This is a genomic window from Variovorax boronicumulans (assembly GCF_009811375.1).
GTDB classification, from domain to species: Bacteria; Pseudomonadota; Gammaproteobacteria; order Burkholderiales; family Burkholderiaceae_C; genus Variovorax; species Variovorax boronicumulans.
The window spans coordinates 312,382-333,588 of the sequence record NZ_BKDH01000001.1 but is presented as its reverse complement, the minus strand read 5'-3'; the positions used below and the strand labels follow the sequence as shown (position 1 = coordinate 333,588).

Annotated in this window: 22 protein-coding genes; 11 read left to right on the top strand and 11 right to left on the bottom strand. The window is 68.6% G+C overall.

Features of this window, described 5'->3' with window-relative positions:
- Positions 1-10 precede the first annotated feature (10 nt).
- The 4 genes from VHAB30_RS01630 to VHAB30_RS01615 all read left to right on the top strand — a co-directional run bounded on the left by VHAB30_RS01630 (position 11) and on the right by VHAB30_RS01615 (position 4,303).
- Positions 11-2,245, top strand: a complete 2,235-nt coding sequence (locus VHAB30_RS01630; RefSeq protein WP_159275587.1) for an NADP-dependent isocitrate dehydrogenase — start codon at positions 11-13, stop codon at positions 2,243-2,245.
- 153 nt (positions 2,246-2,398) lie between these two features.
- Entirely contained in the window at positions 2,399-2,761 is a 363-nt protein-coding gene (locus VHAB30_RS01625; RefSeq protein ID WP_159275586.1) for a DUF1161 domain-containing protein, read from the top strand.
- 13 nt (positions 2,762-2,774) lie between these two features.
- A complete protein-coding gene (locus tag VHAB30_RS01620; protein WP_159275585.1) occupies positions 2,775-3,377 on the top strand; it encodes a Pr6Pr family membrane protein in 603 nt (200 codons plus the stop codon).
- 161 nt (positions 3,378-3,538) lie between these two features.
- Positions 3,539-4,303, top strand: coding sequence for an SDR family oxidoreductase (locus VHAB30_RS01615; RefSeq protein WP_062478031.1), 765 nt, complete (start codon positions 3,539-3,541; stop codon positions 4,301-4,303).
- Between the two features lie 14 nt (positions 4,304-4,317).
- On the opposite strand, the gene cynS is transcribed toward VHAB30_RS01615, so the two are convergent.
- Together cynS and VHAB30_RS01605 are read right to left on the bottom strand one after the other, a co-directional pair.
- A complete protein-coding gene (gene cynS, locus VHAB30_RS01610) occupies positions 4,318-4,761 on the bottom strand; it encodes a cyanase (protein ID WP_159275584.1) in 444 nt (147 codons plus the stop codon).
- 73 nt (positions 4,762-4,834) lie between these two features.
- The gene (locus tag VHAB30_RS01605; RefSeq protein WP_095746511.1) at positions 4,835-5,257 is read right to left on the bottom strand and encodes a nuclear transport factor 2 family protein; all 423 of its coding nucleotides are present in this window, start codon (positions 5,255-5,257) and stop codon (positions 4,835-4,837) included.
- 88 nt (positions 5,258-5,345) lie between these two features.
- Between VHAB30_RS01605 and VHAB30_RS01600 the strand changes: the two genes are divergently transcribed.
- From VHAB30_RS01600 to VHAB30_RS01590, 3 genes are all read left to right on the top strand, one after another.
- Entirely contained in the window at positions 5,346-5,927 is a 582-nt protein-coding gene (locus tag VHAB30_RS01600; RefSeq protein WP_062478023.1) for a TetR/AcrR family transcriptional regulator, read from the top strand.
- A gap of 33 nt (positions 5,928-5,960) precedes the next feature.
- Positions 5,961-6,854, top strand: coding sequence for a LysR substrate-binding domain-containing protein (locus VHAB30_RS01595; RefSeq protein WP_070062186.1), 894 nt, complete (start codon positions 5,961-5,963; stop codon positions 6,852-6,854).
- 135 nt (positions 6,855-6,989) lie between these two features.
- Positions 6,990-8,147: an alpha-hydroxy acid oxidase gene (locus tag VHAB30_RS01590; RefSeq protein ID WP_159275583.1), complete on the top strand. Its 1,158-nt coding sequence runs from the start codon at positions 6,990-6,992 to the stop codon at positions 8,145-8,147.
- 49 nt (positions 8,148-8,196) lie between these two features.
- Here VHAB30_RS01590 and VHAB30_RS01585 read toward each other — a convergent pair whose 3' ends face one another.
- A complete protein-coding gene (locus VHAB30_RS01585; RefSeq protein WP_159275582.1) occupies positions 8,197-8,829 on the bottom strand; it encodes a TetR family transcriptional regulator in 633 nt (210 codons plus the stop codon).
- An 81-nt stretch (positions 8,830-8,910) separates the two neighbouring features.
- On the opposite strand from VHAB30_RS01585, the gene VHAB30_RS01580 reads away from it, so the two are divergent.
- Entirely contained in the window at positions 8,911-9,555 is a 645-nt protein-coding gene (locus VHAB30_RS01580) for an O-methyltransferase (RefSeq protein WP_159275581.1), read from the top strand.
- Positions 9,556-9,637: 82 nt separating this feature from the next.
- Here the strand turns inward: VHAB30_RS01580 and VHAB30_RS01575 are convergent, their stop codons facing one another.
- The 4 genes from VHAB30_RS01575 to VHAB30_RS01560 form a co-directional block, all read right to left on the bottom strand.
- Positions 9,638-10,051: a hypothetical protein gene (locus VHAB30_RS01575; RefSeq protein WP_159275580.1), complete on the bottom strand. Its 414-nt coding sequence runs from the start codon at positions 10,049-10,051 to the stop codon at positions 9,638-9,640.
- Between the two features lie 282 nt (positions 10,052-10,333).
- Positions 10,334-11,308 carry a tripartite tricarboxylate transporter substrate-binding protein gene (locus tag VHAB30_RS01570; RefSeq protein WP_159275579.1) on the bottom strand — a complete coding sequence of 325 codons (975 nt, stop codon included), beginning with the start codon at positions 11,306-11,308 and terminating at the stop codon, positions 10,334-10,336.
- 29 nt (positions 11,309-11,337) lie between these two features.
- Positions 11,338-12,690, bottom strand: coding sequence for an alpha/beta hydrolase family protein (locus tag VHAB30_RS01565; RefSeq protein WP_159275578.1), 1,353 nt, complete (start codon positions 12,688-12,690; stop codon positions 11,338-11,340).
- On the bottom strand, positions 12,687-15,464 hold the full coding sequence (locus VHAB30_RS01560) for a tannase/feruloyl esterase family alpha/beta hydrolase (protein ID WP_159275577.1): 2,778 nt from the start codon (positions 15,462-15,464) through the stop codon (positions 12,687-12,689). Before VHAB30_RS01560 ends, VHAB30_RS01565 begins: the two co-directional genes overlap by 4 nt.
- Positions 15,465-15,583: 119 nt before the next feature.
- On the opposite strand from VHAB30_RS01560, the gene VHAB30_RS01555 reads away from it, so the two are divergent.
- Both VHAB30_RS01555 and VHAB30_RS01550 read left to right on the top strand, forming a co-directional pair.
- Positions 15,584-16,510 (top strand): LysR family transcriptional regulator, encoded by a 927-nt coding sequence (locus VHAB30_RS01555; protein ID WP_159275576.1) that lies wholly within the window; start codon positions 15,584-15,586, stop codon positions 16,508-16,510.
- Entirely contained in the window at positions 16,507-17,499 is a 993-nt protein-coding gene (locus tag VHAB30_RS01550; protein ID WP_159275575.1) for a Bug family tripartite tricarboxylate transporter substrate binding protein, read from the top strand. Before VHAB30_RS01555 ends, VHAB30_RS01550 begins: the two co-directional genes overlap by 4 nt.
- Here the strand turns inward: VHAB30_RS01550 and VHAB30_RS01545 are convergent.
- Both VHAB30_RS01545 and VHAB30_RS01540 read right to left on the bottom strand, forming a co-directional pair.
- Positions 17,496-18,614, bottom strand: a complete 1,119-nt coding sequence (locus VHAB30_RS01545; RefSeq protein ID WP_159275574.1) for a hypothetical protein — start codon at positions 18,612-18,614, stop codon at positions 17,496-17,498. The two genes, VHAB30_RS01550 and VHAB30_RS01545, sit on opposite strands and share 4 nt — an antisense overlap.
- A gap of 44 nt (positions 18,615-18,658) precedes the next feature.
- A complete protein-coding gene (locus tag VHAB30_RS01540) occupies positions 18,659-19,219 on the bottom strand; it encodes a putative glycolipid-binding domain-containing protein (protein ID WP_095949630.1) in 561 nt (186 codons plus the stop codon).
- An 87-nt stretch (positions 19,220-19,306) separates the two neighbouring features.
- Here VHAB30_RS01540 and VHAB30_RS01535 point away from each other — a divergent pair, with 87 nt between their 5' ends.
- Positions 19,307-19,900 (top strand): YiiX family permuted papain-like enzyme, encoded by a 594-nt coding sequence (locus VHAB30_RS01535; protein WP_235926384.1) that lies wholly within the window; start codon positions 19,307-19,309, stop codon positions 19,898-19,900.
- 7 nt (positions 19,901-19,907) lie between these two features.
- On the opposite strand, the gene VHAB30_RS01530 is transcribed toward VHAB30_RS01535, so the two are convergent.
- A complete protein-coding gene (locus tag VHAB30_RS01530; protein WP_159275572.1) occupies positions 19,908-20,186 on the bottom strand; it encodes a contact-dependent growth inhibition system immunity protein in 279 nt (92 codons plus the stop codon).
- 20 nt (positions 20,187-20,206) lie between these two features.
- Positions 20,207-21,058 carry an RNase A-like domain-containing protein gene (locus VHAB30_RS01525; protein WP_159275571.1) on the bottom strand — a complete coding sequence of 284 codons (852 nt, stop codon included), beginning with the start codon at positions 21,056-21,058 and terminating at the stop codon, positions 20,207-20,209.
- Between the last annotated feature and the right edge of the window lie 149 nt (positions 21,059-21,207).

Sequence of the window (21,207 nt, the reverse complement as noted above, 5' to 3'; positions counted from 1 at the left end):
AAGCAAGCGCATGAGCACGAAGCAACCCACCATCGTCTACACCCTCACCGACGAGGCGCCCCTGCTGGCGACCTACGCCTTCCTGCCCATCGTGCGCGCCTTCACGGCTCCGGCCGGCATCAACGTGACGACGAGCGACATCTCGGTGGCCGCCCGCATCCTGGGCGAGTTCCCCGAGTTCCTGAGCGACGACCAGAAGGTGCCCGACAACCTGGCCGAGCTGGGCAAGCTCACGCTCAAGCCTGAAGCCAACATCATCAAGCTGCCCAACATCAGCGCCTCGGTGTCGCAGCTCAAGTCGGCCATCAAGGAACTGCAGGGCAAGGGCTACAAGATCCCCGACTACCCGGAGAACCCGACCTCGGACGAGGACAAGGACATCCGCACGCGCTACAACAAGTGCACCGGCAGCGCAGTGAACCCCGTGCTGCGCGAAGGCAACTCCGACCGCCGCGCGCCCCGCGCCGTGAAGGAATACGCCCGCAAGAACCCGCACAGCATGGCCGAGTGGAGCCAGGCCTCGCGCTCGCACGTCTCGCACATGCACGGCGGCGACTTCTATCACGGCGAAAAGTCCATGACCCTGGACCGCGCCCGCAACGTCAAGATGGAACTGCTCACCAAGAGCGGCAAGACCATCGTGCTCAAGCCCAAGGTCGCCCTGCTCGACCGCGAGATCATCGACTCCATGTTCATGAGCAAGAAGGCGCTGCTGGCCTTCTATGAAAAGGAAATCGAAGACGCGCACAAGACCGGCGTGATGTTCTCGCTGCACGTGAAGGCCACCATGATGAAGGTCTCGCACCCCATCGTGTTCGGCCACTGCGTGAAGATCTTCTACAAGGAAGCCTTCGAGAAACACGGCAAGCTGTTCGACGAGCTGGGCATCAACGTCAACAACGGCATGGTCGACCTGTACAACAAGATCGCCACGCTGCCCCAGAGCACGCAGGACGAGATCAAGCGCGACCTGCACGCCTGCCACGAAGGCCGCCCCGAGCTGGCCATGGTCGACTCGGCCAAGGGCATCACCAACTTCCACTCGCCCAACGACGTGATCGTGGACGCCTCCATGCCCGCCATGATCCGCAACGGCGGCAAGATGTGGGGCGCCGACGGCCGCCTGAAGGACGTGAAGGCCGTGATGCCCGAATCGACCTTTGCCCGCATCTACCAGGAGATCATCAACTTCTGCAAGTGGCACGGCGCCTTCGACCCCAAGACCATGGGCACCGTGCCCAACGTCGGCCTCATGGCCCAGAAGGCCGAAGAGTACGGCTCGCACGACAAGACCTTCGAGATCCCCGAAGACGGCGTGGCCAACATCACCGACCTGGACACCGGCGAAGTGCTGATGAGCGAAGACGTGGAGAAGGGCGACATCTGGCGCATGTGCCAAGTGAAGGACGCCGCGATCCGCGACTGGGTGAAGCTGGCCGTGAACCGCGCGCGCAACTCCGGCATGCCGGTCGTGTTCTGGCTCGACGCCTACCGCCCGCACGAGGCGCAGCTGATCACCAAGGTCAAGATGTACCTGCACGAGCACGACACCACGGGCCTGGACATCCAGATCATGAGCCAGGTGCGCGCCATGCGCTACACGCTGGAGCGCGTCGTGCGCGGCCTGGACACCATCAGCGCCACCGGCAACATCCTGCGCGACTACCTCACCGACCTGTTCCCCATCATGGAACTGGGCACCTCGGCCAAGATGCTGTCGATCGTGCCGCTCATGGCCGGCGGTGGCATGTACGAGACCGGCGCGGGCGGCTCGGCCCCCAAGCACGTGCAGCAGCTGGTGGAAGAAAACCACCTGCGCTGGGATTCGCTGGGTGAATTCCTCGCGCTGGCCGTGAGCCTGGAAGACCTGGGCCTGAAGACCGGCAACGCGCAGGCCAAGATCCTGGCCAAGACGCTCGACGCCGCCACCGGCCAGCTGCTGGACAACAACAAGAACCCGTCGCCCAAGACCGGTCAGCTGGACAACCGCGGCAGCCAGTTCTACCTGGCCATGTACTGGGCCCAGGAACTCGCCGCGCAGACCGAGGACAAGGACCTGCAGGCCAAGTTCAAGAAGCTGGCCGAGACGCTCACCGCCAACGAGAAGAAGATCGTCGACGAACTCGCCGCCGTGCAGGGCAAGGCCGTGGACATCGGCGGCTACTACCTGGCCGACCCGAAGAAGTACGAAGCCGTGATGCGCCCGAGCGCCACGCTGAACGCGGTGCTGGCACCGGCGGTCTGATTCCGCTGCGTTGCGCCTCCCGGGCCTGACCAGGCCCGGAAGTGCCCACACCAACGGCCTGTCGCTCGCGCGGCGGGCCGTTGGTCTTTGTGCACGACTAGACTCCGATTTCTCCCGCCCCCACTGCACGCAAGAAAGAAAGGCAGGCCCCTCATGAAACGCCATTGGCTTGCTGTTGCCGCCACCGCCTGGCCCCTGCTCATGGCCGCCGGCAGCGCCCATGCCCAGAACCCGAGCCTGAGCAACTGCGAAACGCTGCGCGCCCAGATCGAGGCCAAGATCGCCGCCTCGGGCGTGACCAACTTCAGCGTCGTCACCGTCGATGCCGCCGCCACGGCGAGCGGACAGGTGGTGGGCAGCTGCGAGCTGGGCACCAAGAAGATCGTCTACCAGCGCGAAGGCGGCGCGGCCTCGCCGGCCCCGAGCGCCACCTCGGCGCCCGCATCGCGCGGCGAGCCCATCCTCACCGAATGCAAGGACGGCTCGGTGTCCATGGGCGGCAGCTGCAGGCCCTGAGGACCGGCATCCCATGGCCTGGTCCGCGCTGCGCCTCTTCTTCGGCCTGTTGACCCTGGTGGCGATCGGCTGGCAGCTGGCGATCCATGTCCGCATGGGCTTCGACGTCGTCAACTTCTTCAGCTTCTTCACCAACCTCTCGAACCTGTTCGCGGCCATCGTGCTGGTGCTGGGGGCGCGTCGCCTCTGGCGGCCGGCGTCCACGGGGCCCGACGAGGGGCTGCGCGCCATCTCAGCCGTGAACATGGTGGTGGTCGGCATCGTCTTCTCGCTGCTGCTGCGCGACGTCGACCTCGGCGCGCTGCGGCCGTGGATCAACACGCTGCTGCACCACGTGATGCCGTGTGTCGTGCTGCTCGACTGGCTGCTGCAGCCGCCGCGCACGCGCCTCGGCGGCCGGCAGCTGCTGTGGACGCTGGTCTTCCCGATGGCCTACCTGGCCTACACGCTGGTGCGCGGCAGCCGCACCGGCTGGTACCCCTACCCCTTCCTCAACCCCGCCAACGTCGGCGGCTACGGCGGCGTGGCCGTCTACGCCGCAGGCATCGCGCTGACCTTCGGGCTGGCGGGATGGGCGCTGCTGGCGCTGGGGAACCGGCTGGGCCGGCGCGCCTGACGCGGCCCCGCGCACGGCCCGCCGTTTTCTGCATTTCGCAGGATCAGGCAAAAACCTCGTTCGATCCGGATACCGCCTCCGGCCCCTTCGCCCCGAGACTCCTCTGCATGCCCGGCGCACCCCTCGCGCCGTGGCGCATCGACCCGCATGAGGAGTTTTGTATGAGTGCAATCCAGGACACAGTGGTTCTCGTCACCGGCGCCAGCAGCGGCATCGGCGAGGCGACGGCGCGGCGGCTCGCGCGGCGCGGCGCCCATGTGGTGCTCGGCGCGCGCCGCACCGAACGGCTCGCGGCGCTCGCGGCCGAGATCAATGCCACCGGCGGCTCGGCGAGCTTCCGTCGGCTCGATGTGACGCACCGGCCCGACATGGAGGCCTTTGCCGAGTTCGCCCTCGACACGCACGACCGCATCGACGTGCTGGTGAACGCCGCCGGTGTGATGCCGCTGTCGCCGCTGTGGCAGCGCAAGATCGAGGAATGGGAGCTGATGATCGACGTCAACCTGCGCGGCATGCTGCTGGGCGTGGCGGCCGTGCTGCCCACGATGCAGGAGCAGGGCTGGGGCCACATCGTCAACGTCGCGCCGGTGGCCATGGGCGGCGCCACGCCCGACTCGGCCGTGTACCACGGCACGCAGTACGCGGTGCAGGCGATTTCCGAAGGGCTGCGGCGGGAACACGCGGGGCGCGTGCACGTCTCGCTGGTGAGCCCCGACGTGGCCGAGGCCGCCGACCCGCTGGCCGAGCGCATCGCCGACAGCTACGCCTTCGAGCGCATGCGCACGCGGCGGCGGCTGACGACACCGGTCGATGGTGTGGCGCGTGCCATTGCGGGTGCGATCGAGGGCGCGCGCTACGGCATGGCGGGCCCGGGCTGGCGCCCGGCCCCGACGCCGCGGCCGAAGCCGGCGGCGCCGGTGTACTGACTGAGCGCCGAACGTCAGTAGCTCTTGTACGGCAGGAACTTGCCCGACAGCACCACGTTGACGCGGTCGCCCTTCGGGTCGGGCTGGCGCTGGATGTCCATGCTGAAGTCGATGGCGCTCATGATGCCGTCGCCGAATTCCTCGTGGATCAGTTCCTTGATGGTGGTGCCGTACACGCTCACCACCTCGTACCAGCGGTAGATCAGCGGGTCGGTGGGCACGGGCGTGGGCAGCGAGCCCTTGTAGGGCACGACCTGGAGCCACTTCTGCTCCTCCGGCGTGAGGCCGAAGATCTTGCCGATGACCCTGGCCTGCTTGTCGTCGAGCGTCATCTGGCCGAGGCAGGCGGCGGTGGTCCACTCCTTCGACAGGCCGACCTTTTTGGCCACGTCGGCCCACTGGATGCCCTTGGACACCTTCACGGTGATGATCTTCTCGGTGACGTCGTTGCGGTTCATGCGGCTTGGCTCCTGGGTATGAAGGGATGCGACAGGGCAAGCAACAGGCATGCCCGTTGTCGGCCCCTGCGCCTTATCGCTCCCAACGGAACTTGCGCTCCGACTCCGCGATGGGCTGGTCGTTGATGCTCGCGTAGCGCCTTTGCATCAAGCCGTTCTGCGCAAACTCCCAGTTCTCGTTGCCGTGGCTGCGGAACCACTGGCCTGCGGCGTCGTGCCATTCGTACTCGAAGCGCACCGCGATGCGGTTGTCCATGAAGGCCCACAGCTGCTTCTTCAGGCGGTAGTCGTGCTCGCGCTCCCACTTGCGCGACAGGAACGCCACCACCTGCGCGCGGCCGTTGACGAAGTCGGCGCGGTTGCGCCATTCGGTGTCGGGCGTGTAGGCCAGGCTCACGCGCACGGGGTCGCGCGAGTTCCAGGCGTCTTCGGCGGCCTGGACTTTCTGGAGGGCGGATTCGAGGGTGAAGGGCGGCAGCGGCGGGCGGGATTCCATGGCGGTCTTTTAGTCAAAGAAATGAAGTGATGAAGGTCCGCAATGTGCCACGAGTAGACAGACCTGTCTACATGCCTACAATCGCCGCATGGACATCTCTGCACTGCCCGCGCGCGAGCGCATCCTGCTCACGGCGCACGAGCTCTTCTACGCCGACGGCATCCGCGCCACCGGCATCGACCGCGTGATCGCCGCGTCGGGCGTCACCAAGGTCACTTTCTACCGGCACTTCCCCTCGAAGGACGACCTGGTGCGCGCCTTTCTCGACCACCGGCATGGCGTGTGGATGGCCTGGTTCGTCGATGCGCTGGGCCGTCGCGACGCGCAGCAACGCATCGCGCAGGGGCAGGCGCTGCCGGTGCTGGCCGACGTGATGGCCGAGTGGTTCGCCGACCCGCTGTTTCGGGGCTGTGCCTTCATCAATTCGGTGGTGGAGGTGGGCGCCAGCGTGGCCGGTGCCGCCGACATCGCGCGCGAGCACAAGCGCGAGATGGTCGAGGTGATCGCCGGCTTGCTGCCCGACGGCCCGCAGCGCATGGCCGTTGCACAGGCGGCCGCGCTCGGCGTCGACGGCGCCATCGTCAAGGCGCAGATGGGCGATGCGGCGCTGGCGCGCGAGGCGGTCGACGACCTGCGGCGGCTGCTCGATGCGCTGGTCGCCCTTCGATAACATCGCATCGCTCACTCCTTCCCCAAAAAACACATGGCATCGACGCGACTCCCCTCGACCCAGGGCCTGCAGGCCTTCGAGGCCGTCGCGCGGCTGCGCAGCGTGAACCTGGCGGCCGAGGAGCTCAGCGTGACGCCCAGCGCGGTGAGCCACCGCATCCGCCAGCTCGAGACGCAGCTCGAGCTCAAGCTCTTCACGGGCAACGACTTCGGCCTGAGCGCCGACGGCGTGGCCTACCTGGCGCGCGTGCGCGAGGCCATCGCGGCGCTGCAGCAGGTGCCGGGTCGCGAGCCCGCGTCGCAGGTGCGGCGGCTGCGCGTGGCGGTCACGCCCACCTTCTCGCGCCAGATGCTGCTGCCCCGGCTGGCCGAGTTCCGCGACGCCTACCCGACCATCGAGCTGATGCTGCAGGTGACCATGCCGGTGCGCAACTTCACGGCCGAAGACGCCGACATCGAACTGCGCTTCGGCACCGGCCCGTTCCACGACCGCGAGTTCTGCCAGCTGCTGGCCGACGACGTCTCGCCGGTGTGCAGCCCGGCCTACCTGGAACGCCACGGGCCCTTCGAGCAGCACTTCTCGACCGACGCCGAGGTGGCGCGCGTGCAGATGCTGCGCACGCCGCTGGAGTCGTGGCGCATCTGGTTCAAGGCCTGCGGCATCGGCCTGCCCGAGCCGGCCGTGGGCCACCAGTTCAACGACCTGGGCCTGGCGCTCGATGCGGCCGCCGAAGACTTCGGCGTGGTGCTCATGCACCTGCGGCTGGGCCGCGCCTGGCTGGACAACGGCCGGCTGGTGCGCCTGTCGCCGCACAGCGCGCCCTCGCCCAACGCCTACTTCCTGTGCTGGCGCCCCGGCACCATGGAACGCTGGGAATGCGCCACCTTCGTCGAATGGCTGCGCCAGGCGCTGCGCGAGCCGGGCTGAATAATTTTCAGACGGGGTGCGGGCTTTTTTCAGGTCGCCGGCGCGTTTCCCCTGCAGACTCGACCCCCGGCGCTGCCGTGGCCTGCGTAGCCGGCCCGCCTTGACCTCAATAACACCAGCCAGGAGACCTCCCCCGTGCCCGACCTTTCCAAGATCACCTGCATCGAAGACCTGCGGGCGATCGCCCAGCGGCGCGTGCCGAAGATGTTCTACGACTACGCCGACTCCGGCGCCTGGACCGAGGGCACCTACCGCGCCAACGAGAGCGACTTCCAGAAGATCAAGCTGCGCCAGCGCGTGGCCGTGAACATGGAAGGCCGCTCCACCCGCACCACCATGATCGGCCAGGAGGTCGCCATGCCCGTGGCCATCGCGCCCACGGGCCTGACCGGCATGCAGCACGCCGACGGCGAAATCCTGGGCGCGCGCGCCGCCAAGGCCTTCGACATCCCGTTCACGCTCTCGACCATGAGCATCTGCTCGCTGGAAGACATTGCCGAGAACACCGACCGCCACCCCTTCTGGTTCCAGCTCTACGTGATGAAGGACCGCGACTTCATCGAACGCCTGATCGACCGCGCCAAGGCCGCCAACGTGTCGGCGCTGCAGCTCACGCTCGACCTGCAGATCCTCGGGCAGCGCCATAAGGACATCAAGAATGGCCTGTCGACGCCGCCCAAGCCCACCATCAAGAACCTCATCAACCTGGCGACCAAGCCGCGCTGGTGCATGGGCATGCTGGGCACCAAGCGCCGCACCTTCGGCAACATCGCCGGCCACGCCAAGGGCGTGAAAGACCTGTCGTCGCTGTCGTCGTGGACCGCCGAGCAGTTCGACCCGGCCCTGAGCTGGGCGGACGTCGAATGGATCAAGAAGCGCTGGGGCGGCAAGCTGATCCTCAAGGGCATCATGGACGAAGAAGACGCACGCCTGGCCGTGGCCAGTGGCGCCGACGCACTCATCGTGTCGAACCACGGTGGCCGCCAGCTCGACGGCGCCCCCTCCTCCATCGCCGCGCTGCCGGCCATCGCCGACGCCGTGGGCAGCCAGATCGAAGTGTGGATGGACGGCGGCGTGCGCAGCGGCCAGGACGTGCTCAAGGCCCGCGCGCTCGGCGCACGCGGCACGCTGATCGGCCGCAGCTTCCTGTACGGCCTGGGCGCCTACGGCCAGGAAGGCGTGACGCGCGCGCTGCAGATCATCCACAAGGAACTGGACATCACGATGGCCTTCTGCGGTCGCACGCAGATCGACGATGTGAAGTCGGACATCCTGTTGCCGGGGACGTTCTGAGGGGCGGCTGAAGGCCCCGTCGAGGGCGGGCCGATTCGGCGCGGAGTGCTCAGCGCGACGCGAGGCTTTCCATGTAGACGCAGAACATGTCGGCCATCGCGCCCGCCCAGGCCTCGATCTCGGCGTCGGTGCGGGGGCGCTCCGAGAACTCTTTCCCCACGGCGCTGAGCGTCGCCACGATCAGGTCGCCTGCCATTTGGCGCGTGGCATCGGAAGCCGCTGGCAGCGCCTCCTGCATGAACACGCGGACGATCTCGTCACCGGCGGCGCGCACCTCTTGTGCCTCGGGTGCGTCGCGGTAGAACGGCGCGGCGTCGTCGAGCGCCGTTCGCACATCGGCCTCTTCGCATTCGGAGCGCACGAACGCATGCGTCAGCAGGCGCAGGCGCTCCAACGCGGGACGCTGCGTGTCCCCGAGGATGCCGCGCATCAACTCCGTGGTCTGCCGCCATTCATCGCTCTGCAAGCGGAACAGGATCGACGCCTTGTTCGGGAAGTACTGGTACACCGACCCCACGCTCACACCCGCGCGTTCGGCCACGCGCGTCGTCGTGAAGCGGCGCACGCCTTCTTTCGCCAAAACCTGAATGGCTGCCTGAAGAATGGCCCCAAGAAGGTCGGCCGAGCGCGCCTGCTTGGGCTGCCTGCGAGAGGAGATCGGGGTGCTTCGACGATCGATCATGGGAGCGTGGCGGAACGCGAATGGAAAACATGAAGGGTTCTTCATAGTATTTCCCATCTGCTTTTCACACGAAAGAACCCCGTGACCACCTTGACCACCGCACCCCTGGCGCCCTTGCTGGACCGCCTGTTCCAGGAGGCCAGCCCGGCCATCGCCGACGTCAGTCCGGAGGAACGCCACCGGCTGATGCACAGCAAGACCGAGTACATCGCGCTCTACAGCCGGCTCAAGGACCTGTGGCTTCCGGTGTCGCGCGAGACCGGCGTGCTGCTGTACCAGTTGGCGCGCAGCACGAACGCGCGCCACATCGTGGAGTTCGGCACCTCCTTCGGCCTGTCCACCCTGTACATGGCCGCGGCGCTGCGCGACAACGGCGGCGGCCGCCTGATCGGCAGCGAGTTCGAGCCCACGAAGGTCGCCAGGGCGCGCGCGCACCTGGCCGAAGGCGGCGTGGCCGACCTGGTCGAGATCCGCGAAGGCGATGCGCTGCAGACGCTGGCCGTCGACCTGCCAGCCTCCATCGACCTCTTGCTGCTCGATGGCGCGAAGGCGCTCTACCCCGACGTGCTGGCGCTGGTCGAGCCGCGCCTGCGGCCGGGCGCGCTGATCGTGGCGGACAACGCCGACCACAGCCCGGAGTACCTGGCGCGCGTGCGCTCGCCTGACAGCGGGTATCTGTCGGTGCCGTTCGGCGGTGACGTGGAGTTGTCGATGCGGTTGGGGTGAGGCTTTTTTCGCAACCTCCATCGAAGAGAGATTGCAATAAAAAAACGAGGGGTCGTCGGCAGCTCGATGGTCTCTCGTGATCCTACGGGCCGCCGATCTTCGAGAAGGTCGCGCCATAGCGAGTGAGGCAAGCGGTTGCGGCGGTGGTCTCAGGTACCAGCGTGGTGACCATGCGCCGCTCCTTCATGCGCGAGATGGTGACGATTCCATCGTCTCGCAATTCCGCAGCCATCAGCTTGTTGGTCATTGAGATGGAATCTACCCGGTAGCCCCATGCACGCTTGACGAGCCTTGCCTGAGAAAACGCTGCGTAATTCATCACCGTGTCCCATCCGTCGAAGATGCAGTCGGCGAGAAGCCCTTGTTTGCTCGGGTCATAGCGCCCCTCGATGATGGTCTCGAACGTCTCAGCCGTCATTGCGATCGGATACTGCGTGCAGCCCGATATCGCCATCAAGGCCGTGATCGAGGCCCAGATCTTCCAACGAGATTTCATTCGCTCTTCGCTCCTGGTTATGGGGGCGACAGCATAGCGTGACACATTGGCTGGTGCCCCAACTTGCGCGTGCACAACCCAATCTCGCCGCACATGAGCGAACGCACGGAAACCCCGCGGGCCTGGGAAGCGGCGTTCGTGAAGCAAGAGACGATCTACCTCCCGCTGGTGACACGCGGTCTGCAAGTGGCAGCCGCGGCCATGCGGCATCACCTACAGGCGTCGCGCGTCCGATGGAGCGGAGAGTCCGTCGCACCGGGCGGCTGACGCCAGCCGACAACCTCAGTCCGCGTACACCCCCGCCGCCTTGATGATCGGGCTCCATTTCGCAATCTCCGCCGCCACGAACTTCTTGTGGCCCTCGGGTTCGATGCGGCCGTCGGTGGCGACCACGGCGCCGAGTGCTTCCTCGCGCTTGATGAAGTCGGCGTCCTTCAGTGCCGCCTTCAGCGCGTCGCTGATCTTCTTGAGCACCGGCGCGGGCGTGCCCTTGGGCGCGTACAGGCCGTGCCAGATCGTCACCTGGAAGTTCTTCAGGCCGGCCTCGTCGAGCGTGGGCAGGTCTTTCAAGAGCGGCGTGGTCAGGCGCTTGGGCGTGGTCACGGCATAGGCTTTGACCTTCTTCGCCTCGATCTGCGGCGAGGTGTTGGTGCTCTGGTCGCACAGGAGGTCGATCTGGCCGCCGATCAGGTCGGTGATGGCGGGTGCCGTGCCCTTGTAGGGCACGGGCGTCATCTCGGTCTTCGTGGCGCTCTGGTAGAGCAGGCCGCACAGGTGCGAGGCCGAGCCGATGCCCGCGTTGCCCAGGTTGATCTTGCCCTTGTTGGTGGCGATCCAGGCGGTCAGCTCCTTGTAGTTGGTGGCCGGCAGGCTGGGCTTGGCGATGAGCGTCATGGGCACGTCGTTGACGATGCCCAGGTACTCGAAGTCGGTCTCGACCTTGAACGGCACGTTGCGCACCAGCGTCGGCACGGTCGCCATCGCGATGTGGTTGAGCAGCAGCGTGTAGCCGTCGGGGTTGGCGCGCGCGACCTTGGCCGCGCCGATGGAACTGCCCGCGCCGGGCACGTTGTCGATGATGACGCTGGCGCCGCCCAGCGGCTTGCGCAGCGCCTCGGCGAGGTCGCGCGCGACGCGGTCGGTCGGGCCGCCGGCCGCGAAGGGCACGACGATGGTCACGGGCTTGCCCGCGGGAAAGTCCTGTGCGTGGGCGCACACAGCCAGGGCCATCGCCGCGAGGGCGAACAGTTTTTTCATGGAAGTCTCCGTCAAGGTCAAAAAGAAATTCAGGGCGCGCGCGAAGGCACACGGCTTTCGAGCGTCGGGGGTTGCCACTCGGGCTGGATGTGGCAGCCGTTCTTTCCGTCGGTGTCGTAGCGCGGCATGAGCGAAGCACAGCGCTGCGCCAGGCTCTGCGGCGTGGGCTTCTCGCCCTTGTCGATCCAGTCGAGCAGCGCGCCGAAGAGCGCGGGGTATTCCGAATCGCTGAGGTAGCTGTGCTCGCGCTCGGCGCTGAAGCTCTGCACCAGATGCCCGCCGGTGCCCGCCGCGTCGCGGATGCGGCGGTAGGCGTTCTCGAGTTCGACAAACGCCGTGGGGTCGTCGATGGCATGCAGGCCCACGGTGGGCAGCGAGGTGCGGCCCGTGGGCTGGCTGTCGGCCGCGAGCGCGCCCTGGGCCTGCGGGTCGGCCGCGTAGCGCAGCACGCCGGCATTGAGCGCCGCATCGTCGGCCGAGCCGCTGTAGACCACACCGATGTTGCCGAAGGGGTTGCGGCTGTTCAGGCGCTGCTGCACGAGGTCCTGGAACAGCCACGTCGCCCAGTTGAGGTGGCCGACGAGCGAGCGTTCGGGGATCTTCACGACCGAGACAATCGTCTTCAGTCGCGCCGCCTGCTCGGGCGTGCGCTGCGCGGCCGGTGTGCCGACGCCGGTGCAGTCCTTGACGCGCGCCGCGAGGTCCGCGCGCGTGAGCTTCGCGTCCATCGGCAGACCCATCCACAGCGGGTACTGGGGCTCATCGGGCTTGGGGTGGTTGCGGCAGACGTACTGGTACACCACGCGCAGGTCGAGCCGGAAGTCGTAGGCGCTGTTGCCGCCACCGAGCACGCCGCTGGTGAGCAACAGGCCGTCGTATGGCGACTTCGCTTCGCCCACGGGCGCATAGAGCTCGGCCGCCTTCGCCGCCACGCCCGCGCCATAGCTCTGCCCATGCAGCAGCGTGCGCTGGGGCTGGCCGAAGTGGCGCACGACGATCTGGCGCAGCCGCTCGGTGTCTTGCGCCGCCATCGTCACGCCGTAGCCGCCGCGCCGGTAGGTGGAGCCGGCCCAGGCATAGCCGGCCTTCACGGTGACGGCCCAGCGCTTGAGGTCTTCCTCGCTGCGCGCGAGCTTGGGCGCGCCAGTTTCAGGGCCGCCGTGCGCGTGCATCACGAGCACGCCGCGCTGCCAGTCTTTGGGAATGGCGATCCAGTAGAACGAGCCCACGCCGTCTTCGCCGGTGTAGCAGCGCGCGGTCTCCGGCACGGGCGACGGGCAGGCCGTGGGCTTCGGCGTGGTCGCGGGTGCCGCGTGCGCGGACAGCAGCGGCGCCGCACCCAGCCAAGCGAAGGCCGCAAGTTGCGAGAGGTATTTTTTCAATGGCGTACTCCGAGGTCCAGCGTCGCGTTCGCTCCGTCGGCGGAGACGAAGCCCACGACGCCGCTGTTGAAGATGAGGTGGCCCGGCCGGCCGGCGCCGGCCTGCGCCACGCCGAGCACCGGCGTGTCGTAGCCCAGCGTGGTGGCCGCGCCGCCGAGGTTGAAGGCCGTGCCGACCACGGTGGCCTCGCGGCTCTCGCCCTTCACGCTGGCCATGGCGTAGCTGCCATCGGCCGCGCCGGGCATCAGGGTCTGCTGCACCGCGAGCAGGCGCAGACCCGGCCGGATGACGGTGGCCGCGCCGCTGCTGGTGTCGCCCGCCGGCACGGCGGTGGCCACCCGCCGCAGGTACAGCGGTGTCGATACGCCGTTGATCAGCCCGATCACCACCGAGCCGGTGAGCGTGCCGCCCTCGGTCTCGGCGGTGCCGCTCGACGAGGTCGAGGTCGTGTACATGTCGAAAGCCCCGCGCGCCGTGCTGTAGCTGAGGTAGCCCTTCTCGGTGTTCTTGCAGGTCTGGTCATAGGTCATGAAGCTGTTCGACGCCGGGCTGCGGCAGAACTGGAAGGTGCCCGCATTGCGCAGCCGCCCCGCCGACGAGAACGCCGCCGTGGTGCCCGCGCCGAGCTGTTCCACGCCGGCCGCATTGAAGATCAGCGAGACCGAGCGGAAGTCCGTCGACGGCGACACGTTCTGGAAGGTGTTCTGGAACGCCACCAGCGGCGAGAAGCCGCTGCCGCTCGGCGGGTTCACGCCGCCCAGCAGCACACCGCCGGCGCCGAAGCTGAACACCGCGCCGCTCTCGCCGCTCGCGTAGCTGCAGCTGCCCTGCGACACGAGCGAGCCGCTGCGCTGCGTGCCGACCCGCGCGGGTTCGTGGCTGGCATCGATGGTCACGGTGTAGGCCAGGCTGGCCGGGTCGATCTGCACCTGCAGTTCCTCGCCGAAGCTGTTGCCGCCTTTGTAGCGCGTGGCGCTCGCCGGCAGGTTCGGGCAGGCGAGCGGGTCGCCGACCTCGGTCACGCAGCTGTAGTTGACGGCCGCATCGAGGCTGCCGCTGCCGCGGTACTTGGGCCACGACGGAAACTGGCACAGCGGGCGCGTGCGGCCGTAGCTGCCGGCCACGGCGTCCACCGCCACGGGCGTGGCGGGTGCGAGGCCGGCCTCGACCCAGCCTTCGAGCGCCGCGAGCGAGTCCCAGTTGGGAATGAAGCTGCCGGTGCCGTGACCCATGCCGGGCACGGTGTAGAAGCGCACGTTCTGCGTGACCGCGGCCTGGCCCAGCGTGGCGACGAGTTGCCGGTAGTAGTCGATGGTCGAGTTGGGGCTGATCACCTCGTCGGCCAGGCCGTGCAGCATGATCAGCTTGCCGCCGCGTGCAAAGAAGGGCGCGAGGTTCGGGTCGGTCGCGTCGGTGAGCTTCGAGACCTCGGCCACGCGCGCCGCATACGCGCCGGGGTTCTGCGGATCGAAGGTGAGCGTGTTGAAACCGGCATCGCGCGTGACGAAGAACTTCACCCACTGGTCGCCCGTGACGTACATGTTGGCGTCGGCCGAGGTGGCGGGGTTGCCCGGCGCCTTGCGCGTGCCGAGGTCGCGTGTGGTGTACGGGCCGGCCACGAGCGCGCCTTCGAGGAGGTTGTAGCCGCCCGCGCGCTTCACGCCGTTGGCCAGCGCGTACGTCGTGAACTCGAGCGGCGATTCGATGGCGTGCACCGTGTCGATCTGCGCGTCCGACAGGCAGGTGTCCGCCGTGTCCGCGCCATTGGGGCAGCGCAGCGAGGCGAGGATCTGCGTGTTCAGCTGGCGGCAGCTCTCCACATTGCTCACGATGTTGTCGATCGCGCCGTCGAGCTTGTCGCAGGCCTGCATCGCGGCCTTCTGCACCAGCAGCGTCTCCGTCAGGTTGAGCCAGCCCTTGCCGCCGTCGTTGTACAGCGCGCGGCCCACCGCCACGTTCGACAGGCGCGTGCCGGTGTAGTTGAGCGCGGGCTCGTTGGCGATCACGCCGTCGTAGTCCTGCGGCCAGCGCTGGATGTAGCTCAGCGCGTCGCGCCCGCCGGTCGAGGTGCCGAGGAAGTAGGCGTGCCTGGGCTTCACTGCGTAGCGCGCGAACACCAGCGCCTGCGCCACGTCGCGCGTCTTCTTGAGCGACTGGCCGCCGTAGTTGGCCAGCTGCTCGTCGTTGGCCGCGAACTTGCCGTCGGTGATGCTGCTCGACTGGTGGCCCGAGTCGTCGCCGTAGGTCGCGTAGCCCAGCGCCAGCGGCGCGGGCTTGCCGGCGGGGCCGAAGCGGATGACCTCGGTGCCGTCGATGAGCACGCCGTCGAAGCCGCCGCCGCCGAAGTGGATGGTCTTCTGGTTCCACTGCTCGGGCAGGTTGACCGCGAAATGGATGAGCTGCGAGGCCGGGTCCACCGGCGCGATGGTGCCGCGCACGCGGCAGTAATCGCCCAGGGTGTTGCCCGCGTCGCCCGCGGCCACGGGCGTGGCGCTGGTGACGGTGGCGCCCTGCGTGGGCAGGCTGATCAGCGCGGCGGGCAGGCTCTTGCCGGCCAGGTCGGCGCAGGCCACGACGGGCAGCACGGGCGGGGGCGGAGTGCCGGGCGGCTCCTCGGCGGGCGGGGTGTCGCCGCTGGCGGGCGGCGGGGTCGGCAGGAAGAAGCCGGGGCTTCCTCCTCCCCCGCTGCCGCCACCACAGGCGGCCAGGACCAACGACGCGCCGATCAGCGCAACGACGACACGAAACTTCGAGGCAGGGCGCAGTGTGCGCATGGATTTGTCTCCGGCGTACCGCCTCGGCGGGCGGCTTGTTTGAAGGGGCGGCCGGACGATAGATTCCGTGTGACCTAGGGTCAAATAAAATAACAAGGCCTATTCAATACAAAAAACATATGGACATACGCGCCCTGAGGTACTTCGTGGCCGTGGCCGGCACCGGCCACATGACGCGCGCCGCCGAGCAGCTGGGCATCCAGCAGCCGCCGCTGAGCCTGCAGATCAAGGCGCTGGAGCGCGAGCTGGGCGTGCTGCTGTTCAAGCGCCATCCGCGCGGCGTGGCGCTCACCGACGCCGGCCGGCTGTTCCAGGCCGAGGCGCTGCGCATGCTGCAGGACATGGAGGCCATGAAGCAGCGCATGGCGCGCGTGGCCCAGGGCCAGACCGGCACGCTCGCGGTCGGCTTCACCAGCTCGGCCGCGGCGCACCGCTTCATGCCCGAGGCGCTGCGCGCCTTTCGCCGCGCGCACCCCGGCGTGGAGCTGCAGCTGCGCGAGGACAACGCCGCCGAGCTCACCGAGGCGCTGGCCGCGGGCCGGCTGCACTGCGGCCTGCTGCGCGTGCCGGTGGCGCGGCCCGAGGGCCTGGTGTTCGAGACGCTGCTGCGCGAGCCCGTGTGGGTCGCGATGCCGAGCGATCACCGCTTCGCGCCTGCCGCAAATGGCAAGAAGCCCGCGAAGCCGCTGCCGCTGTCGGAACTCTGCGAAGAAGGCATCATCCTCGTGCGCCGCCCGGGCGCGCCCGGCCTCTATGCCGAGCTGCTCGCGCTGTGCCACGCGCAGGGCCTGCGCCCGCGCGTGGTGGCCGAAGTCGATCGCATGATGACCAACCTGAACCTCGTGGCCGCGGGCGTCGGCCTGTCGGTGGTGCCGACCTCGATGACCGGCGTGCACGCGCACGCCATCGCCTACACGCGGCTGGCCGACGGCGGCCAGCTCGACGCGCCGCTCACGCTGGTGTCGCGCGCGGATGAAGACAACCTGCCGGCGCGGCACTTCGCGGCACTGCTGCGTGGGCTGGCCGAGGGGAAGCCCGCCGCATGACCGTGCCGCTGCTGCGCCGCCATTTCCTGCAACGCGTCGGCTTCGCGGCTGCGTGTGCGTTGCCGCACCTGTCGCACGCAGCCTCGTCGCCCTGGCCCAGCCGCCCCGTGCGCCTGATCGTGGTCTACCCGCCGGGCGGCGTGAGCGACGGCATGGCGCGCGCACTGGCCGAGCCGCTGGCGCAGTCGCTGGGCGTGCCGGTGCTCATCGAACACCGCGCCGGCGCAGGTGGCAGCCTGGGCATGGACGCGCTCGCACGCGCCACGCCCGACGGCCACACGCTGGCCTTTTCGGCCATCAGCCCGCTCACCCTGCACCCGCTGCTCGCGCGCGCGCCCTACGACCCGCTGCGCGCCTTCGTGCCCGTGGCCAGCGTGATGCGCACGCCGGTGCTGGTCGTGGGCACGCCGGCCTTCGCGGGCCGCGGCTTTGCGGAGTTGATCGCGCTGGCGCGCCGCCAGCCCGGCGCGGTGCGCTGGGCCACCTCGGGCGTGGCCACCATCGGCCACATGGTGCTTGCGCAGGTGCGCCTGCAAAGCCGCACCGACATCACGCACATCCCCTACCAGGGCGGCGGTCCGCAGCTCAACGATGCGCTCGGCGGCCAGTTCGAGGTGCTGTCGACCAACGTCGCGGCGCAGCAGCTGCAGTACATCGAGAGCGGCCGGCTGCAGGCGTTGGCGGTCGGCGCGCCCGCGCGCATCGAAGCCTTGCCGGCGGTGCCCACGCTCGCGGAGCTGGGCTACGAGAAGGCGAATCGCGATTCGCTGTTCGGCATCTTCGCGCCGGCGCGTACACCGGCGGCGGTGGTGCAGCGCCTCAACGGCGAGATCAACCGCCTGCTGCAAGGCGACCCGCTGCGCGCACGCCTGCGCGAGGCCTACAACCTGCCGGCCGGCGGGAGCCTCGAGGACTTCGCGCAGGAGATTGCGGCAGACCGGCGGCGCAACCGCGCGCTGGTGGCGGGGGCGCGGGCGCAGTTCGACTAGGGCTGCGCGGCCACCCAGCCGAAGCCCGCGTACCAGGGGCTGAAGCGCGCCGGGCGCTGTTCGATGTCGACCTGCTTCACCGCGCTGGCCAGTGCGGGCGACACGTTGCGCAACGCCGTGACGGTCCATGCACGGTCGAGCTGTTTGAGCAGGCGGGCCTCGCAGCCGGGGCTCTCGCGCAGGCCGACGGGCGCCAGGCCCAATTGCACCGAAACATGCCCCTGCGCGGCCGCCCGTTCCCAGAGCACGCGCTTGCGCTCCGAGCCCAGCAACGTCAGCTGGCGCAGTTCGTACGTGCCGGCCGGCAGCACGCCGGGCACGGCGTTCACCTGCAAGCGCACGTCCTTGCCCAGGCCGTTCCGGTCGGCCCCGAAGAGCCACTCGAAGTGATCGGTGGGCACCTGCGCCTGGATCGCCATCAGGCAGGGCGCGGGCAAGGGTTGCGTGCCCCGCAGCGTCTGGCGCGTGAGCACCATCAGCTCGGCGGTCTTCGACACCAGCGACAACGGGACCGGTGCCTGGTCGCCCGCCACGATCTGCGCGTCGATCGCGGCAGGCAGCGCCGGCACGGTGGCGGCGTTGGCCGCGTGTGCCAGCACCTGCGGGAATAGCACGGGGATCGTCCTGCCGTTGCCGAAGCTCTCGCCCGTGGCGATCTCCAGGCGATCGGCGGTCAGGCGGTAGTAGCTCGGCAGCGTCGCCTCGACGTCGTAACCGCCGCGGCGCGTGGTGACGCGTTGGTAGAACTCGCGCGACGTGCTCGCCAGCAACGGCTGCAGCGCACGCACCAGTTCATGGCGCTGCGCTGCGCTGACATTGTTCAGGTCGATGCGAATGCGGTTGGACGGGTAGGTAAAGAGCTTGGCCATGCCTCGCTCGAGTTCCGCCTTGTCCGGCGCGCGCGTCACGTAAAGAACGAAGCCGCCCACCAGCACAACAACGCAGGTCGCCAGCGTGAAGTAGCCCGTGAACTTGAAGAAACGCCCGGCCGCCCGGGAGTCCATCCGCCGCTCCAGCGCCCCGAAGATCCGCAGCAGGACGACGCCGAGAACCAGGACGCCGAACATCAGCAGCACCACGGTGGCTGCATTGAAGGCGAAACTCAGAAAGCCCATGCCGCCGCGTTCAGGCGCAGCGCCCGACAACTCCAAACAACGCGTCAGTCCTCCGCGCGCCAGAGCCGCGGATAGTCGCTCACGAAGCCTTCGGCCGTGACGGCCAGCACTTCCGCGTAGTCGAAGCGCTTGGCCTCGTACGCATACGTGCTGTCGCTGCGCCGTTCATAGCGCTGCATCAGCTCGCTGAGCCCGCCGTCTTCGATGTCGACCCAGGCCGCCGGTGCGTCGGCGCTTTCGCCGGGTGCGAGGTTCAGGCGGCGCAGTTGCAGCAGGTTGGTGGCGGGGGTGAAGCCCAGATCGAGGTCGACACAGTGCGACATGTCGGACACGGCTTCGTCGTTGAGCTTCCAGTGGCCGCGCGCGTCGCGCGTGATCGACAGGTCGATGGCCGACTCGCCGAGCCAGCCGCGCACGGTGCCCCATTGCGTGTGCCAGAGCAGGTCGCAGCGCACGCGGTAGTGCAGCTGGGCGATGCGTCCGCCCTCGGTGCGGAACACCGCCGCGCCGTCGAGCTGCCAGGCCGAGGCGTTGCGTTCGAGGCGACAGGCATCGTGGCCCGGTGCATCGAGCCTGCGCCAGAGGATGGAGGCGACGGTTTGCATATGGCGCGGATCATGGCACCGGCATGCCGCGGGGCGCAAGCGGCATCCCGCAAAATGCCCTGCATGTCGAAAGCCCTTTCCGCGTCGTTGTCTGCCCTTTTCACCCTCCTGACAGCCGGCGCCGGCCATGCGGCCACCCCGCTGAAAGACGGCGACATCATCTTCCACACCTCGCGCTCGGCGCAAAGCCTGGCCGTGCAGCGCGCCACGGGCTCGCGCTACAGCCACATGGGCATCGTGCTGCTGCGGGAGGGCAAACCCTACGTGTTCGAGGCGGTCTCGACGGTGCGCTACACGCCGCTCGCGCAATGGACGGCGCGCGGCAACGGCGGGCGCTACGTGGTGAAGCGGCTGCGCGACGCCGGCACGCGGCTCACGCCCGGCGCCGTGGCGCGCCTGCATGCGCGCACCTCGGACTTCGCGGGCCGCCCGTACGACCTGACCTTCGAATGGTCGGATTCGCGCATCTACTGCTCGGAGCTGGTGTGGAAGCTCTACGACCGCGCACTGGGCGTGCGCATCGGCGAGCTGCAGAAGATCCGCAGCTTCAACCTCGCCGACCCGGCCGTGCGCGCCAAGATGCGTGAGCGCTACGGCGACACCGTGCCGATGGACGAGCCGGTGATCTCGCCGGTGGCGATGTTCGACTCGCCGCTGCTGGTGACGGTCGAATCGCGCTGACGACCCGCTACTGCACCGCCGCCAGCACGCTGTCGAGAAACTGTTTCGCCGGCGTGCCGAAATCTTCAGGGATGTAGTCGCGCGAGAAGTCGCGCGCAAACGCCGCTTCGAGGTCGTCGTGCGAACCGAGGTAATCGGCGATCTCGGCGCGCAGCGCGGCCAGCTCGGCCTCGGTGCTCGACTCGCGGTACGAGGCCATGATCTCGGCGCCGGTTTCGCCGAAGAGGATGTCGGCGTCCTGGCCGAAATAGACCTTGGTGAGGTGGTCGATCAGTTCGAATCGCATCGTGGGGTCGTGAGGAAAAATCAGAACGGATGGGCGGTGAGGATGTAGAACGGCTTGCCGTTGTACGTGCGCATGTTCAGCGTCACGCGCACCTTGGTGAGCTGGCTCACCGCGGTGCTGCCGCGCTGCACGCCGATGCCGACCACGGCGGCGATGTCGTGCTCGAAGGCCACGGGCTTGGAGCCCACCGCCGCGGAGCGCGACCACGCGCGAATGGCCCGGGCATTGGCGCGCACCGTCTGGCTGATGGCCGACTCGGCGGTGGCCAGGTCGAAGAACGACGACGAACGCTGCAGGCTGGGCTTCTTCGCGAAGCGGTCGAGCAGCTCCTGCGCCGACTTGCCCACGTGCTCGCGGATGGTATGGCCGCCGGCCTTGGAGCCCGCAATGCCCTCGTGCTCGATGAGGCGCACGGGCTCGAGCTTGAAGCGGCTCGCGCGCACCGCGATCACGCGCGATGCGGCCAGCCCGCCGGCCACGAAGAGCGGCACCGCCACGTCGACCGCGAGCCCCACCTGCGCGCCGGTTTCGGGCGAGGCGCCCAGCGCCTGCGCGGTGGCGTCGGCGGTGAGCGCGGTGGCGGTACGCTGCGTCTGGCCGGTCCAGATCTGGCGCGCGGCCGTGGCGGTGACGTCGCTGCCGTGCGCGCCCAGCACCACGCAGCCGACCTTGCTGGCCATGGTGGGCTCGGGGGCCACGCACAGCACGCCGGCGCCGACCAGTTCGATCACGCCGCCGATCAGCGCCGCCGTGCCCCAGAGCCGGTTGCTGAGGCTGGCCGACTCGGGCACGTCTTCGCCGCCGAGCACCGCCGCCATCTGCACCGGCGTCAGCGCGACCGACAGGCCGCCTTCCACCTCGTCGTCACCCATCGTGCATTCCTTTCCGTTCGCCACCTGCGTGGGGATTGAAATTCCGCCGCATTCTTGCACGCGACACGGGGGCGGGCGAACATGCCCGGAGAGCGAGACAATTGTCACCGTGAGTTTCCAGCCCGCGCCGCCCCCGGCCCCTCCGATCC

Excerpts from the sequence above, each read along its gene's own strand:
- VHAB30_RS01630 (WP_159275587.1), top strand. The coding sequence starts at position 11 with ATGAGCACGAAGCAACCCACCATCGTCTACACCCTCACCGACGAGGCG.
- VHAB30_RS01625 (WP_159275586.1), top strand. The coding sequence starts at position 2,399 with ATGAAACGCCATTGGCTTGCTGTTGCCGCCACCGCCTGGCCCCTGCTC.
- VHAB30_RS01620 (WP_159275585.1), top strand. The coding sequence starts at position 2,775 with ATGGCCTGGTCCGCGCTGCGCCTCTTCTTCGGCCTGTTGACCCTGGTG.
- VHAB30_RS01615 (WP_062478031.1), top strand. The coding sequence starts at position 3,539 with ATGAGTGCAATCCAGGACACAGTGGTTCTCGTCACCGGCGCCAGCAGC.
- cynS (WP_159275584.1), bottom strand. The coding sequence starts at position 4,761 with ATGAACCGCAACGACGTCACCGAGAAGATCATCACCGTGAAGGTGTCC.
- VHAB30_RS01605 (WP_095746511.1), bottom strand. The coding sequence starts at position 5,257 with ATGGAATCCCGCCCGCCGCTGCCGCCCTTCACCCTCGAATCCGCCCTC.
- VHAB30_RS01600 (WP_062478023.1), top strand. The coding sequence starts at position 5,346 with ATGGACATCTCTGCACTGCCCGCGCGCGAGCGCATCCTGCTCACGGCG.
- VHAB30_RS01595 (WP_070062186.1), top strand. The coding sequence starts at position 5,961 with ATGGCATCGACGCGACTCCCCTCGACCCAGGGCCTGCAGGCCTTCGAG.
- VHAB30_RS01585 (WP_159275582.1), bottom strand. The coding sequence starts at position 8,829 with ATGATCGATCGTCGAAGCACCCCGATCTCCTCTCGCAGGCAGCCCAAG.
- VHAB30_RS01575 (WP_159275580.1), bottom strand. The coding sequence starts at position 10,051 with ATGAAATCTCGTTGGAAGATCTGGGCCTCGATCACGGCCTTGATGGCG.
- VHAB30_RS01570 (WP_159275579.1), bottom strand. The coding sequence starts at position 11,308 with ATGAAAAAACTGTTCGCCCTCGCGGCGATGGCCCTGGCTGTGTGCGCC.
- VHAB30_RS01560 (WP_159275577.1), bottom strand. The coding sequence starts at position 15,464 with ATGCGCACACTGCGCCCTGCCTCGAAGTTTCGTGTCGTCGTTGCGCTG.
- VHAB30_RS01555 (WP_159275576.1), top strand. The coding sequence starts at position 15,584 with ATGGACATACGCGCCCTGAGGTACTTCGTGGCCGTGGCCGGCACCGGC.
- VHAB30_RS01550 (WP_159275575.1), top strand. The coding sequence starts at position 16,507 with ATGACCGTGCCGCTGCTGCGCCGCCATTTCCTGCAACGCGTCGGCTTC.
- VHAB30_RS01545 (WP_159275574.1), bottom strand. The coding sequence starts at position 18,614 with ATGGGCTTTCTGAGTTTCGCCTTCAATGCAGCCACCGTGGTGCTGCTG.
- VHAB30_RS01540 (WP_095949630.1), bottom strand. The coding sequence starts at position 19,219 with ATGCAAACCGTCGCCTCCATCCTCTGGCGCAGGCTCGATGCACCGGGC.
- VHAB30_RS01530 (WP_159275572.1), bottom strand. The coding sequence starts at position 20,186 with ATGCGATTCGAACTGATCGACCACCTCACCAAGGTCTATTTCGGCCAG.
- VHAB30_RS01525 (WP_159275571.1), bottom strand. The coding sequence starts at position 21,058 with ATGGGTGACGACGAGGTGGAAGGCGGCCTGTCGGTCGCGCTGACGCCG.